Source organism: Sphingomonas sp. LH128 (assembly GCF_000293195.2).
In the GTDB taxonomy this organism is placed as follows: Bacteria; Pseudomonadota; Alphaproteobacteria; order Sphingomonadales; family Sphingomonadaceae; genus Novosphingobium; species Novosphingobium resinovorum_A.
In genome coordinates this window covers 1-13,634 of sequence record NZ_ALVC01000282.1, presented here as the reverse complement: position 1 = coordinate 13,634, position 13,634 = coordinate 1, and the positions used below count along the sequence as shown (strand labels likewise).

Sequence of the window (13,634 nt, the reverse complement as noted above, 5' to 3'; positions counted from 1 at the left end):
CCGCCGCGCATCCCGATCCCTTCAACATCCCTCTACGGGATCCTGGAATCAGCAATGCCACATCAAGGCAAGCGCCTTTTTCCGCAGCCTGTTAAAGCCATGGATGCCGCAGAAGCTGGCGGGGCGGATCGTCGAGCCGCCGGTCTGCGTCGCCAGCGCCAGCGGCACATGCCCGTCCGCCACCGCCGCCGCCGACCCGGCCGAGGAACCGCCCGGCGTGCGCGCAAAATCATGCGGATTGGCGCTGGCGGCATTGCGCCCGGCGGCGGCGAACTCGGTGGTGTCGGTCTTGCCCAGGATCACCGCGCCCGCCGCCCGCAAGGTGGCGACGCAAGGCGCGTCCTCGGCAGGCACGAAGCCGGAGAACAACGGCGAATTGTGCGTGAGCGGCATCCCCGCCACCGCGATCACGTCCTTCACACCCACGCAGATCCCGTGGAGCGGCCCCGGTTCGCCCGCATCCAGTGCCCTCGCCGCAGCCAGCGCCCCGGTATCGTCCACGTGCAGCCACGCCCGGACCTGCGCATCGCGCGCGCCGATACGCTGCAATGCAGCATGGACATTGGCCACGGCAGGGGCGTAGGGGGTCTGGACCATGGAAATTCGGCTCCCGAGCAGGCGGCGCCATAGCGCCATATCCCACGATTGTGACTTCCCGCTTGGCGCGTGTAAAGCATTACATTATGCAGTGCAGCAATGACATCCACAGCCTCAACGCATAGTGCGCCCGACCCGAGCAAAACTGGGGCGCCCTCGATCGCCTCGGTGCTGGCGACGACGACGACGATCCAGATCCTGTCGACCATGACGGCGCTGGCGCTGACCGGAATCGCCCCGCTCGTCGCCGGTGAGTTCGGGCTGGCACCGCATTACGTCGGTTACCAGATCAGCGTGATCTACGCGGCGGGCACGTTCGCCTCTGCCATGGCGGGAACACTGATCCAGCATCGCGGGCCGGTGCAGGTGGAGCAGCTTGCCCTCGCCTGCTTCGGCACCGCGCTGCTCTTGCTGACGAGCGCGAGCCCGTGGCTGGCCCTGCTGGCCTCGATGGTGATCGGCGTGGGCTATGGGGTGCAGAACCCGGCCTCGGCGCAGATACTGGGCGCGGTGACGCCGCCGCACCGGCGCTCGCTGATCTTCTCGATCAAGCAGGCTGGCGTGCCGATCGGCGGCGTGGTGGCGGCGCTGCTGATCCCGGCGCTCGCAGGATGGCTGGGCTGGCGCACGACTTTCGTGCTCGGCGCTGTGCCCTGCTTCGCGATGATCGGGGTTCTGGCGCTCAAGGGCGGGCCGGAGCGACCAGCGGCGCCTGTCACGATCTCGGTCTGGCGCGGCTTCGTCTATGAGCAGCGCCTCGTCTGGGGCAAGGCACCGCTGCGGGTGCTGGCGATGCTGGGGATGCTCTATTCCTCGATCCAGCTCTCGCTGTCGGCCTTCGCGGTGATCATGCTGGTCGAGCATCACTGGTCGATGTTCGCGGCGGGCCTTGTCGCCGGGGGCGTGCAGGCCTGCGGAGCGCTGGGCCGCGTGTCGTGGGGCGGGCTGGGCGACCGCTTCGGCGGGTTCACGGTGCTGGCGGTGATCGGCGTGGTCTCGATGGCCTGCATGATCGCGCTGTGGCGGATCGACGCATTGCCTGCGGTGGTCGCGATCGGCGTGCTGTGCCTGTTCGGCTTCTGCATGAGCGGTTGGAACGGCGTCGTCATGGCCGAATGCACGCATCACTGCGCGCCCGAGGATGCGGGCCGGGTGATCGGTGGGTCGCTGGTCTACACCTTCCTCGGCGTGATGATCGGCCCGGCGGCGATGGCGACGATCTACGGCTTTACCGGCGATTACGGGACGAGCTTCCTGCTGGTGAGCTGGGTTGCGGGCCTTGGCGCGCTGCTGGCGGGGCGGGCGGCGATGGCTTCCCGCGCCTGACGAAGCGCCTTGCTGCGGGGGCTTCGACAAGCTCAGCCTGAGCGGGCTTGAGAGGTTTACGCCCCCGCCTGCCCAACCCTTACGCTACATCCGCTCACCCTGAGCTTGTCGAAGGGTCGCAGCAGAACCTTACCGCGCAAAAAAGCCGGTCACGCGGGGGCGTGACCGGCCGAGGGTATTGGACGACCCGATGGAGAGAGAGACCGGGCCCTCAGGGTAGCGTAGATCAGGCCGCGACGAGGCGATCCTGACGGCAGGCCATCAGCGGCTGCACCTTCTCGCCGAAGTTCACGAGGCCCTGCTCGAAGTCGTCGAAGGTCAGCATGATGCCCTTGGTGCCGGGCACCGAGGCCGCTTCGTCGAGCAGCTTTGCCACGGTTTCATAAGAACCGACGAACGTGCCGATACCGAGGTTCACCGCGCCTTCCGGCAGGTTGATGTGACGCGCGGTCGAGCCTTCGCCGGCGGTCTTGTCGGCAGCGCCCTGATCGCTCATCCACGCCAGCGCATCGACGTCGGCGCCTTCGCGGTAGGACTGCCACTTGGCCATGGCCTTCTCGTCGGTCTCGTCGGCGATCACCATGCACAGGATGTAGGCGCCCACGTCGCGGCCGGTCTTGGCGGCCGCTTCGACCAGCGCCTCGACGGTCGGCGCATGCTTGGTCGGCTTGTTGAGGCCGCCCGCCGTGACGAAGTTGTAGTCGCCGTAGTTGGAGACGAACTCCATCCCGCGCGCCGACTGGCCCGCGCCGACGATCTCGATCTTGCCGGTGCTGGGCTTGGGCTGCATGTGGCAGTCTTCCATCTGGAAGTGCTCGCCCTTGAAGTCCGACTTGCCCTCGGCCCACAGGTCCTTCATCACCTGCACGTATTCGCTGGCGTAGTCGTAGCGGTGGCCGAAGTAGGCGTCGCCCGGCCACATGCCCATCTGCTCGTATTCACCCTTGGCCCAGCCGGTGACGACGTTGACGCCGAAGCGGCCCGGCGCGACGCTGTCGATCGTCACGGCCATGCGCGCGACCATCGCGGGCGGCAGGGTCAGAATAGCCGTCGAGGCGAACAGCTTGATCTTGCTGGTGACGGCGGCGAGCGCGCTCATCAGCGTGAAACTTTCCAGGTTGTAGTCCCAGAACTCGGTCTTGCCGCCGAAGCCACGCAGCTTGATCATCGACAGCGCGAAATCGAAGCCATAGCCTTCGGCCGTCTGGACCAGCTTCTTGTTCATTTCGAAGCTGGGTTTGTACTGCGGAGCGTTCTCGGAAATCAGCCAACCGTTGTTGCCGATGGGGATGAACAGACCAATATCCATTGCAGTGCTCCTGGGAGAGGGAAGTTTAAGGGAGAGGAGGCGGAGACGGTACGCGCGCGAGCCAGGAAGTCGCCTGTTCATAGGCAAACCCTCCACGCAGCAAGCATTGTTCGGAATTCGGAGCGCCGACGAGTTGCAGCGCCAGCGGCAGCCCGCGCGCGTCGAAGCCCATCGGCGTGACGAGCGCCGGGAAGCCCAGCATCGAGATCGTGCGGGTAAGCGCGGATAGCTCCGCGACCATCGCCTGCATCGCATCGCCGCCGGTTGCGCCGACCTGTTCGGCCATGGGCACCGGGAAGCGCGCGGCGGGGGTGAGCAGCAGGTCGACCTTGGCGAACGGGCCGCTCAGCATGTCGGACTGCGCGGATTTACGGCGGCCGAGCGCGGCGAGATAGGTATCGGGAGAGACCGCGGCGCCCGCCAGCAGGCGGTTGCGCACCTGGTCACCGAAATCTTCCGCCCGCTCCGCCAGGTGGCGTGCGTGGAAGGCGGCGGCTTCGGGAGCCCATATCTCGGCGGCGATCGCGGGATAGCCGGAGTGGTCGGGAATGGCGACATCGACGACTTTCGCGCCGAGGTCCGCGAAGACCTGCCGCGCGGCCGCGAAGGCAGCGGCGACTTCAGGGTGAAGGTCATCGGTGAAGTAGCTGGTCGGCACGCCGATCGTCAGACCCGAGCAGTCGGCGATGAGGCCAGCCTCGTATTCGCCGTCCACCAGAACGTCCATCAGGCGGGCCAGAGACCGGCTGGAAGTGGAGAGCGGCCCCGCCGTATCGAGCGTCTTCGACAGCGGCATCATCGCCGTGTCGGGCAGAAGGCCGTTGGTCGGCTTGAGCCCAGCCACGCCGCAGAACGCGGCCGGAAGCCGGACAGAACCGCCGGTATCCGATCCCAGCGCGCCGGTGACGATGCGCGCACCGACCGCCGCGCCCGAGCCTGACGACGAGCCGCCCGAGATCGCCTCGGCGTTCCACGGGTTGCGGCAGCGGCCGAGGTGCGCGTTGTGTCCTGTCGGCCCCATCGCGAACTCGGCCATGTGGAGGCGGCCAATGGTGATCGCGCCCGCCGCAGCCAACCGGGCCATCAGCGGTGATGTCTCGGCGGGGACGTGGCCGCGCCAGATCTTCGAGCCCGCCTCGGTGGGAATACCGGCACGGAAGAACATGTCCTTGTGCGCGAGCGGCACGCCGTGGAGCGGCCCGCGCAGCGATCCGCGCCTGCGCTGTTCATCGCAGGCCCGTGCCTGGTCGAGCGCGGCCTCGGCCTCGATCGCGACGAAGGCATTGAGCCCTCGCCAGTCCTCGGCGCGCTCCAGTGCGTCGGTGACCGCATCGACGGCGCTCAGGGCTCCGCTGGCGATCGCTTCGGCAAGTTCGACGAGATCGTGTGGCATGGCTGTCCTGTCCGCGAGGATCGCGTGTTTCGAGGCGGATGGGAAAAAGGGGCCTCCCACCCTTCGCGCTTGCGCTCGCGGAGGGTGGGAGGGAGCGCGGGACAGTCCGGAGGAGAGAAGGACCATCCCGCAGTTCCGATCAGAACGAGTAGGTCAGGCGCGCGCCGTACGTACGCGGCGGAGCGAACTGGACGAGGTAGGCGCTGGCATAGCCGGCGTTGCTGTTCGCCGTCAGGATCGTATTGTTCTCGATGTTGCGCACGTATGCGGTGATCGAGAACGGGCCGTCGTCGGGCGTGTAGGTGACCTGCGCGTCGCTCTTCCAGTAGGCGCCCTGCTGTTCGGCCGCCGTATTGTAGAACGTGAAGTAGCTCTTCGACTGGTAACGGGTCTGGACACGCGGGGTCAGGGTGCCGCCCAGCAGGTGGAAGTCATGCTGGATGCCGCCCGAAAGCGTCCATTCCGGAGCCTGCGTCAGGCGGTTGCCGGACAAGTCGCTGGCCGCCGGGCAGGAGGCCGCGGTGACGGTGCAGAATTCCGCATACTTCGCATCGAGCCACGCCACGTTGGCGTCGATGCGTGTGTCCGGGGTGACCTGCCACAGCGTTTCGAGTTCTGCACCCCAAACGCGCGCCTTGCCCGCGTTGAGGGTGTAGACGAGCGCCGTCGCCGGATCTTCCTGCTGGGTCTGCAGGTCCTTGTAGTCGTAGTAGAAGCCGCTCAGGTTGACCTGCAGCGTGTTGTTCAGGAAGCGGTTCTTGGTGCCGATCTCATAGGCGATGATCTGCTCGGGACCGAACGAGGAGTTGGTGGTGTAACCGCCCGCCTTGTAGCCCTTGTCGACCTTGGCATAGAACAGGTTGTCGGGCGTGACCTGATAGTTCGCGCCGAAGTGCCAGGTGACCTGATCGCCCGAATAGTGGTTGTCGAGGGTCGAATAGGCACCGGCGATGTCGTTGTAGCCGACCTGGTACTTGTTGTCCTTGGTGTAGCGGACGCCCGCTTCCAGCTTCAGCTTGTCGGTCAGGTCGTAACCGACCTGCGCGAAGACGGCCTTGGACTTGCTGCCCACGTCGTAGTCGAAGGTATAGAAGTTGAACGGATCGACCGCGAGCCCGTGGACCTGGAAGTAGGTCAGCAGCGCGTCGGTCTCCTTGAAGAAGTAGCCGCCGACCTGCCAGGTGAAGCCGGTCTTGTTGTTCGAGCTGAGACGCAGTTCGTAGTTCTGGTCCTTGACGTCTTCGTTCTGCTGGAAGCCGTAGTTGTAGAGCGTGCCGCCGTCCTGATCGTTGTCGCGGTTCAGCGTCGACTTCTGGAAGCCGCCGAAGAAGCTCAGGGTCGCGAAGTCCATGTCGTAGGAGATCGCGGTGCGCACGGCCTTGGTGCGGATGCGGGTATAGCCCTGGTTGTTCAGCTCGAACTTCTTCGACGAGCCGATCTCCAGCGAGCCGTCGGAATTGACGTCGGTATAGGGCACCGCCTTGATGGTCGAGCCGACGCCGTCCACGCGGGTCATCTCGCCGGTGACGAGGATCGAGAGGCGGCTGGTCGGGGTCCACAGCGCATGGACGCGGCCGCCCGTCACGTTGCCGTCGTCGCCGTCCTTGAGGCCCGGGTTGTCGCGGTAGCCTTCGTGGGTCTTGCGGGTGCCCGCGAAGCGGAAGCTCAGGGTGTCGCTGACCGGCACGGTCGCGCCGACGTCGAAGTTGAGGGTGCCGTAGTTGCCGATCTCGGCAGCGGCATCGAGCTTCCAGTCGTCGGTCGGCTTGACCGTCGCGATGTTGACCGCACCTGCCGTGGCGTTGCGGCCGTACAGCGTGCCCTGCGGGCCGCGCAGGACTTCGATGCGCTCCACGTCGAACATCGCCGCGTTGAGCGCGAAGGCGCGCTGCAGGTAGAAGTTGTCGACCGAGACGGCGACCGCCGGATCACCCGTTTCCGAGTAGTCGCGGCTGGACACGCCGCGAATGGTGATCATGGTATTGGCGTTGTTCTGGGCGATGTTGACGGTCGGCGCGATGTTGGAAAGCGCGTTGACGTCGGTGACGCCCGCCTTGGAGAGTTCCTCGCCGCTCGCGACGGTCATCGCGATCGGGGTGCTCTGCGCGCTGGTCTCACGCTTGGTCGCGGTGACGACGATCTCGCCGAGGCCCTCCGACGCGCCATCGGCCGCGGAAGCGGAGTCCGTACCCGCATTCTGGGCAAAAGCAGGCTGCGCGAAGGCTGCGGCTATGGAAAGCGCGCTGGCAGTGAACGTTAGACGCTTGAGCAAGACTGGAACTCCCTGTGACCCGTTCTGGAATGATTGACGTTTTCATTACAATGACCGATTCGCGGATGATTGCAAGCGGGTCGTTTTGGGAACGATGCAGCAATACATTCAATTCATTGTTTTATAATAATTTTTTGAAAATCTTCCGAAGGGTAACGTTTTCATTTTTGACGTAGCAAATCTACCGCTCATGAAGGTATCTACCAGAAAAACCTTGGAAATCTGCGCCACGCCCAATCACCGAACCGCGAAAACCCGATAGCGCCAGCTGTGGCGTCATACCCCGAATCACACCCTCATGGCCAAAGGTACGAGAGATCAAACGCGATGGCACTAACACGCATAAAACCAGCATGTTTAGGCCGCATCCGGCCTCTGGTCGGACAAATCGGAGCGCCATCCCGGGCGGGTTCAGAGACCCATCCGGTCGTTCATTTTTTACTCGCGTAATGTAAACGTTATCATTAGGTCTTTTGCCTTGGCGCGGTTGATTGCCTGCCCGGACTGCGTAGATCCGCCAGGAAGCACAACGCGAAGGATCACGCCCATGGATACCCCTGCCCGCCCCATCCGCGTCGGCCTGCTGGGCTATGGCTTTGCCGGAAAGACCTTCCACGCCCCGCTGATCGCCGCGTGCGATGGTCTCGTGCTTCACGCCGTCGCCTCGCGGGATGCGGGCAAGGTCCATGCCGACTTTCCCGGAGTGACAGTCCATGCCGCGCCCGAGGCGCTGATCGCCGACGACACGGTCGATCTCGTCGTCGTCGCGACGCCCAACGACACGCACGCGCCGCTCGCCCGCACGGCGCTGGAAGCGGGGCGCCACGTCGTCGTCGACAAGCCCTTCGCGCTCGATCTGCAGGAGGCGCGCGGCCTGGTGGCATTGGCCGAAACGACCGGCCGTCACCTTCAGGTCTTCCACAACCGCCGCTGGGACAGCGATTTCCTGACGGTGCGGCGTGCCATCGAGGATGGAGCAATCGGCCGCGTCACTCACTTCGAATCCCGCATCGACCGCTTCCGACCGCAAGTGCGCGACCGTTGGCGTGAGAATGCCGCGCCAGGTGCGGGTGTGTGGTTCGACCTCGGCCCGCACATGGTCGATCAGGCGCTCGCGCTGTTCGGGTTGCCCGACAGCGTCACCGCCAGCGTCGCCATCCAGCGCGACGGCGCACAAGTCGACGATTGGGCGCATGCCGTACTCGAATATGGGCAACTGCGGGTCGTCGTCCATGCCGGGATGCTCGTCGCGGGCGGATCGGCGCGCTTCACCGTTCACGGCACGGGCGGCAGCGCGGTCAAGCTCAAGGCCGACGGCCAGGAAGTGCAGCTCCTCGCCGGACTGCGGCCCGGCGCGCCGGGCTGGGGCGAAGATGCCGACGCCCTCGTCGTTTACGACGGTTCCGGCGAGCCCCGCTCCATCCCCGCCACGCCCGGCGACCAGCGTGGATTCTACACCGCCGTCGCCGCCGCGCTGGCGGGCGACGCCCCGCCGCCGGTGCGCCCGATCGAAGCGCTAGCGGTGATGGCCGTGCTGGAAGCCGGTGCCGCCTCCGCACGGGGGGGGCGCTCGATGCCGCTGCCGCTCACGCCGGAGGAACGCGCCGCCTGGTAAGCATCATCCTGCGGCAAGCTGGGCCGAGACGGAACCGGTACGCTCCAGCTTGCCCCAGCCCACGACCCACCCGGCCACAGCCGAGGCGATCGCGCGGATCACGACCCAGTACATGATCTGGCGATATACCAGTCGCTGCGCCACCAGCAGGTGCGCCGGGTAGCGCGCCCGTCCGCCGTCGAGGCGATAAGCGATCCATCCGCACAGCACATCGATCGCGGTGAAGGCGATCCAGTAGGCGCCCATCATGCCGACGTCCCCGCTGGTCTGCGCCCAGCCATGGGCCGAGACCCGCAGCGCGGTGCCGATGATCGAGACCACCAGCGCGAGGTCGATCAGCGGCGAGATCGCGGCGAAGGCGATCTGGAACAGCCACGCCTGCGGCAGTCCGACGAGGCCGAGCCCGGCAGGCTTGCGAGTGCGGATCACCGCGCGGTGCTTCCACAGGCACTGCAGGGTGCCGAAAGCCCAGCGGAAGCGCTGCTTGGCCAGCGCGGTGAAGCTCTCGGGCGCCTCGGTCCAGGCGACGGCGCGCGGGTCGTACGTGACGCGCCAGCCCGCCCGCTGGATGGCGATGGTGAGGTCCTGGTCCTCGGCGAGCGTGTCCTCCGGATAGCCGCCGACCGAGTCCAGCGCCGCGCGCCGCCATGCGCCGACCGCGCCCGGCACCACCGTCATCGCGTCGAACCCGGCCAGTGCACGGCGTTCGAGGTTCTGCGCGGTGATGTACTCGACCGCCTGCCAGCGGGTGACGAGGTTCACCCGGTTGCCGACCCGCGCATCGCCCGCGACGGCGCCGAGCTGTGGGTCCGCGAACCAGCGGGCGAGGCGGCGGATGGTTTCGGGCTCGAACTGGGTGTCGGCGTCGAGGGCGATGACGATCTCGCCGGTCGCCTGCAGCAGTGCGCGGTTGAGGGCGCTGGCCTTGCCGCCGTTCTGCAGCGTCAAAAGCGTCACGCGCGGGTCGTCGCCGAAGACCGACCGCACGATCTCGCTCGTGCCGTCCTTCGATCCGTCGTCGGCGACGATGACCTGCAGCGCGGGGTAGTCGGAGGCGAGCACCCGGGCGACGGATGCGGCGATGACCCGCTCCTCGTTGTAAGCGGGGATGATCACCGAGACGGCGGGCTCGAAATGCGGCGGTTCGGCGCGCTTGCGGCGGCTTTGATACCAGGCGAGCGCCGCCATGATCACCGCGCGCGCGATGCCGAGCGATATCGCGAGGTAGAACACCCAGGCCAGCACCGCCGCGACCGCCATCAGCGCCACGAACGCGGCAACGTCCACGCGCACGGCGGCAAGATCGGTGGTCGAAATGGCGGGCATCGCCCGCGCCTGCGGGATGCCGACGAGCTGCGAGGCGGTGACGAAGGTATAACCCTCGCCCTTCAGCGCGGCGATGATGCGCGGAAGCGCGGCGACGGTCTGGGCACGGTCGCCGCCGCCGTCGTGCAGCAGGACGACATTGGTGGCATTCTCCGGCGTCGCGGAATGGACCTGCTGAAGCACCTGGTCGACGATTGCGTCCGCGCCCGGGCGCTGCCAGTCGTTGGGATCGACGTGGAGGCCCACGACCGTATAGCCCGCCTCCTGCGCGGCCAGCGCGGGACCGAGTTCGTCAGGCGTCGTCGGCTCGGCGTCGCCGAAATAGGGCGCACGGAACAGCGTCATGCTGCGGCCGGTATAGGCTTCGACCAGCCGCTGGGTCGCATTCAATTCCAGCCGGGTCTGGCGCGGCCCGGCATTGGCGAGATTGGGATGGGTGTACGTGTGATTGCCCAGTTCGTCGCCGTCGGCAACGATGCGCTTGAGCAGGCCGGGGCTGCCCAGCGCGTTCTCGCCGATCACGAAGAACGTCGCGGGCACGTGCGCCGCCTCCAGTTCACGCAGGATGCGGGGCGTCCACGCAGGGTCAGGGCCGTCGTCGAAGGTCAGTGCGATGCGCTTGGGGTCCGTGCCGCCCGAGCGCTGGACGACGTAGGGCGTCGGCAGCGCGGCGTAGGTCTCCTCGCGGATCATACCGTTGCCGTCGGCGCGCACGGCGCGCTGGCCGTCGCGCGGGGTGGCGGTGATGCGCAGGATCTCGCCCGATCCCTCGATGTCGGCGCTGCTGAGCGCGCGAGGGGTCGAAAGGTCGGGCGTGCCGCCCTTGCGGAAGGCGCCGAGGTCGTTCCAGAAGCCGGAATCCTCGGTGCCGAGCCGCCACAGCGCCATGTCACCGATGCCGAGGCGCTTCAGCGCCGACAACTCGTTCCAGCTGGTAGCCGCGTCGAGCATCCAGATCGTGTGGTGGGTCTGTTCGTCGTCGTAAGCGAAGCCTGCGTTGCCGCTGGCGGGATCGAAGGAAATCTTCGCAGCGCTGTCGTGCGCGGCGAGCCATGCATCCTCGATGGCGAGCGCGTCGGTCTGGTCGCCGTGCCAGTCGTAGGCGTAGCTGCCCAGCGCGACGACGAGGTGCTCGGAACCGATGCGCTTCAGAGCGCCCTGCACTTCGTGGACGAACCAGTCCTGTGCGGCGATCGGGCCGGGCGTGCCGCCCTCCCAGTGCTGGTCGTAGGCCATGAAGATGACCTTGTCGGTAGCCTTGGCGAGCGCCTCGAGCGGCCAGCCGCCCTCGTCGTCGGCGGGGGTGGTGACGGCAAGCGAGGTGCCCTTGGGCAACGCTGCGTGCAGGCTGCGCAGAAAGGCGAGGTAATCGGGCATGGCGCGCGTGGGCAATGCCTCGAGATCCATCACCAGCCCGGCGTAGTTCCCCTGCGTGACGGCCCCGGCGAGGCGCTTGGCAAGCGCGAGGCGCTGCGCGGGATCATGCAGCAGCGCGGCGGTTCCTGCACCGTCCCAGCCGTCGGAGGCGACGTTCTGGACCATCGGCAGCACCTTGAAGTGGTGCGATTGGCCCGCGACCAGCCGGTCGAAGCGGGCATCCGGCTCGACCGTCACCTGATGCTGCGGCCCCGCGACGTTGATCAGCGCGGGCACCACCCAGTCGAGGTCGTTGCCGTGATGGACCAGCGAAAGGAAGCTGGCGTCGTTGCCCGGCAGGTAGAAACCGATGCTGAGCGGCTTCTGCCCCGGCCCCTTGCGACCGCGCGGCAGCCAGGACTTCAGCGCATGCTTCAGCGGCGATCCGTGCAGGGTCGAGGGCTTGAGGCGCGGCGTCGGCAGTTCCAGTTCCTGCTGGGCGGGCACCGCGACGAGCGTGGTCGCGAAAGCCGCCGCGCCCAGCAGCACGATGACCAGCAACGCGGCGAGGACACCGCGCGCCCAGCGGCTGCGGCGGCCGGTGGGGTCGTAGAAGATGGGCTTGCTCATGACGTCGGGTGTCCGGGGGTAAGGAATGTGAGCCGGCGATAGGCCCGGCGCAGTGTTCGGGACCTGATCGGCGCCTTAAATTTTCGTCATGTTCGGCGCGCTCAGAGTCTGTTTGAAAAATGCCGAAAGCGGCATTTTCGAATGCGGCACCGGCCCGCTCCCCCACCCGACCACCCACAGGATACTGCCGATGGGCGGTCGGGTGGGGGAGCGGGCCGGTGCCGCGAAATTCGCGTTCCGCGAATTTCCAAACTGTCTCTCAGCCCATCATCCCGGAGCGGAACCAGCGGCGCATGGCCGGAAGCCGCCTGAGGTCGCAGCCGCAGACCTTGCAGCGGCAGTTCTGCACCCCCGAGGAATCGACCGTGAACTTGCGCGAGGCGACGTGACGCTCGGCATGGCAATCGCTCAAGGTCCCGCTCATGGCTGCAACCCCGCTTCGGGCGCGACTTCGTGCAGCGCGCGAAGAGTCGTGGCGATCAGGCGCGGCGCATCGTGGCCGAGGTAATGGTCGCCGCTCAGGCCGATGACCCGCGCCCGGCCTGCGAGGGAGGGGCACAGGCTGCCCTTCTCTTCCAGCCCGTAGACGCAGACCACCGGCGCCCAGTCGACCCCGCGCATCGCCAGCAACGGGTGCGCGTCCGGCTTGCCGAGGTAGGCAAGGCCCACCGGATCGGCGCGGAAGTAGACGTCGTGCGCAGGCACCGTGAGGTCGATGGCAAGGACCCGGGCACGCAGATCCGGCGGCAGGTCCGGCGCCGTGGTCGCAAGGATGTCGGCGCCGTAGGACTGGCCCATCAGCACGACCCGGCTCGCTCCCGTACGCGTCAGGGCGAGGCGCACCGCGCCGGCGACGACTGCGTCCGCCTCGGCCCGGGTGCGGTGCGTGGCGAAGACAACCGGGGACGCGACCCCGACCACCGGGACGCCCTTGGCGGCAACGGCGGCGGCGACTTTCTCGCCCATGCCGAAGTGGAAGCCCATGTCTCCGGACAGGAAGACCGCCGCCACGCGCGGATGCGGCTCGGCGGCCGGGAACATCACGATGGACTCGGTGCCGAGCAGGCCAAGCACCGGCGCGGCCAGCGCAGTGAGACCCACCGCAGCCAGTGCGAACAGCCCAATGGCAAAGCGAGTGCGAACGCGGCTCATGCGATCAGCATCCTTGCCTCGGAGGTGATGGCGGGCACTGGCGCGATCGGGCGGACAAATTCACCCCCTCCCCCGCCGCCGATCAGGCGCGATACGTCGTGCAGCCCCTGGATCAGCCCGATGCCGTGCGGCCCGGCGACGTAGCGCGGTTCCCAGCGGGGGGCGAACTTCTCCTTGTAGCCGCGCAGGCCGCGAAAGCCGTAGAAGCGCTCGCCATGGCGGAACACCAGCGCCGCCGCCTTGGCCCATGCGGGCGCGAGCGGGCCACCCTCGATCCCCGACAGCGGCACCATGCCCAGCGTGAAGCGCTTGTATCCGCGCGCCTTTGACCAGAGCAGCAGGTTGGTGAACAGGAAATCCATCGTCCCGCGCGGCGCGTCTTCGCGCTGGCGCATGAGGTCGACCGAGGCTTCGGTGTGGTCCTGCGTGCACCACAGGTTGGCGAAGGCGACGATGCGGTCCTCCACCATGACCAGCGCCATGTCGAAGTTGCTCAGGTATGCGCGGTCGAAGGCGCCGAGGCTGAAGCCCTTCTCGCGCTGGCCCTTGGCCGTCATCCACTCGTCGGAGATCGCCTCCAGTTCATCGAGGATCACCGGCACCGCCGCCGCCGGCACCACCCGCAGCCGGGCGCCGGCGCGAGCGGCGGGGGGGGGGG

10 protein-coding genes are annotated in these 13,634 nt (G+C 67.3%); 2 read left to right on the top strand and 8 right to left on the bottom strand.

The features are described 5' to 3' along the window. Positions 1–48: 48 nt before the first annotated feature. Positions 49–597: an amidase family protein gene (locus LH128_RS20800; protein ID WP_008831656.1), complete on the bottom strand. Its 549-nt coding sequence runs from the start codon at positions 595–597 to the stop codon at positions 49–51. Between the two features lie 99 nt (positions 598–696). Here LH128_RS20800 and LH128_RS20795 point away from each other — a divergent pair, with 99 nt between their 5' ends. After that, positions 697–1,923 (top strand): MFS transporter, encoded by a 1,227-nt coding sequence (locus tag LH128_RS20795; RefSeq protein WP_069709370.1) that lies wholly within the window; start codon positions 697–699, stop codon positions 1,921–1,923. Positions 1,924–2,149: 226 nt separating this feature from the next. Here the strand turns inward: LH128_RS20795 and rutA are convergent, their stop codons facing one another. The 3 genes from rutA to LH128_RS20780 all read right to left on the bottom strand — a co-directional run bounded on the left by rutA (position 2,150) and on the right by LH128_RS20780 (position 6,897). After that, positions 2,150–3,232, bottom strand: a complete 1,083-nt coding sequence (gene rutA / locus LH128_RS20790; protein WP_008831654.1) for a pyrimidine utilization protein A — start codon at positions 3,230–3,232, stop codon at positions 2,150–2,152. 25 nt (positions 3,233–3,257) lie between these two features. Further along, positions 3,258–4,625 carry an amidase gene (locus tag LH128_RS20785; RefSeq protein ID WP_008831653.1) on the bottom strand — a complete coding sequence of 456 codons (1,368 nt, stop codon included), beginning with the start codon at positions 4,623–4,625 and terminating at the stop codon, positions 3,258–3,260. 139 nt (positions 4,626–4,764) lie between these two features. Next, entirely contained in the window at positions 4,765–6,897 is a 2,133-nt protein-coding gene (locus LH128_RS20780) for a TonB-dependent receptor (RefSeq protein WP_008831652.1), read from the bottom strand. A 547-nt stretch (positions 6,898–7,444) separates the two neighbouring features. Between LH128_RS20780 and LH128_RS20775 the strand changes: the two genes are divergently transcribed. Beyond that, positions 7,445–8,512: an oxidoreductase gene (locus LH128_RS20775; protein WP_008831651.1), complete on the top strand. Its 1,068-nt coding sequence runs from the start codon at positions 7,445–7,447 to the stop codon at positions 8,510–8,512. A gap of 3 nt (positions 8,513–8,515) precedes the next feature. On the opposite strand, the gene LH128_RS20770 is transcribed toward LH128_RS20775, so the two are convergent. The 4 genes from LH128_RS20770 to LH128_RS20760 form a co-directional block, all read right to left on the bottom strand. Next, a complete protein-coding gene (locus LH128_RS20770) occupies positions 8,516–11,824 on the bottom strand; it encodes a glycosyltransferase (protein ID WP_008831650.1) in 3,309 nt (1,102 codons plus the stop codon). A gap of 259 nt (positions 11,825–12,083) precedes the next feature. Continuing rightward, positions 12,084–12,248, bottom strand: coding sequence for a hypothetical protein (locus tag LH128_RS33635; RefSeq protein WP_155986210.1), 165 nt, complete (start codon positions 12,246–12,248; stop codon positions 12,084–12,086). Continuing rightward, positions 12,245–12,976 (bottom strand): AcvB/VirJ family lysyl-phosphatidylglycerol hydrolase, encoded by a 732-nt coding sequence (locus tag LH128_RS20765; RefSeq protein WP_008831649.1) that lies wholly within the window; start codon positions 12,974–12,976, stop codon positions 12,245–12,247. Before LH128_RS20765 ends, LH128_RS33635 begins: the two co-directional genes overlap by 4 nt. Further along, positions 12,973–13,634 (bottom strand): phosphatidylglycerol lysyltransferase domain-containing protein (locus tag LH128_RS20760; protein ID WP_008831648.1); only part of this gene is annotated, 662 nt, incomplete at its 5' end. The genes LH128_RS20765 and LH128_RS20760, both read right to left, overlap by 4 nt.

Excerpts from the sequence above, each read along its gene's own strand:
- LH128_RS20800 (WP_008831656.1), bottom strand. The coding sequence starts at position 597 with ATGGTCCAGACCCCCTACGCCCCTGCCGTGGCCAATGTCCATGCTGCA.
- LH128_RS20795 (WP_069709370.1), top strand. The coding sequence starts at position 697 with ATGACATCCACAGCCTCAACGCATAGTGCGCCCGACCCGAGCAAAACT.
- rutA (WP_008831654.1), bottom strand. The coding sequence starts at position 3,232 with ATGGATATTGGTCTGTTCATCCCCATCGGCAACAACGGTTGGCTGATT.
- LH128_RS20785 (WP_008831653.1), bottom strand. The coding sequence starts at position 4,625 with ATGCCACACGATCTCGTCGAACTTGCCGAAGCGATCGCCAGCGGAGCC.
- LH128_RS20775 (WP_008831651.1), top strand. The coding sequence starts at position 7,445 with ATGGATACCCCTGCCCGCCCCATCCGCGTCGGCCTGCTGGGCTATGGC.
- LH128_RS20770 (WP_008831650.1), bottom strand. The coding sequence starts at position 11,824 with ATGAGCAAGCCCATCTTCTACGACCCCACCGGCCGCCGCAGCCGCTGG.
- LH128_RS33635 (WP_155986210.1), bottom strand. The coding sequence starts at position 12,248 with ATGAGCGGGACCTTGAGCGATTGCCATGCCGAGCGTCACGTCGCCTCG.
- LH128_RS20765 (WP_008831649.1), bottom strand. The coding sequence starts at position 12,976 with ATGAGCCGCGTTCGCACTCGCTTTGCCATTGGGCTGTTCGCACTGGCT.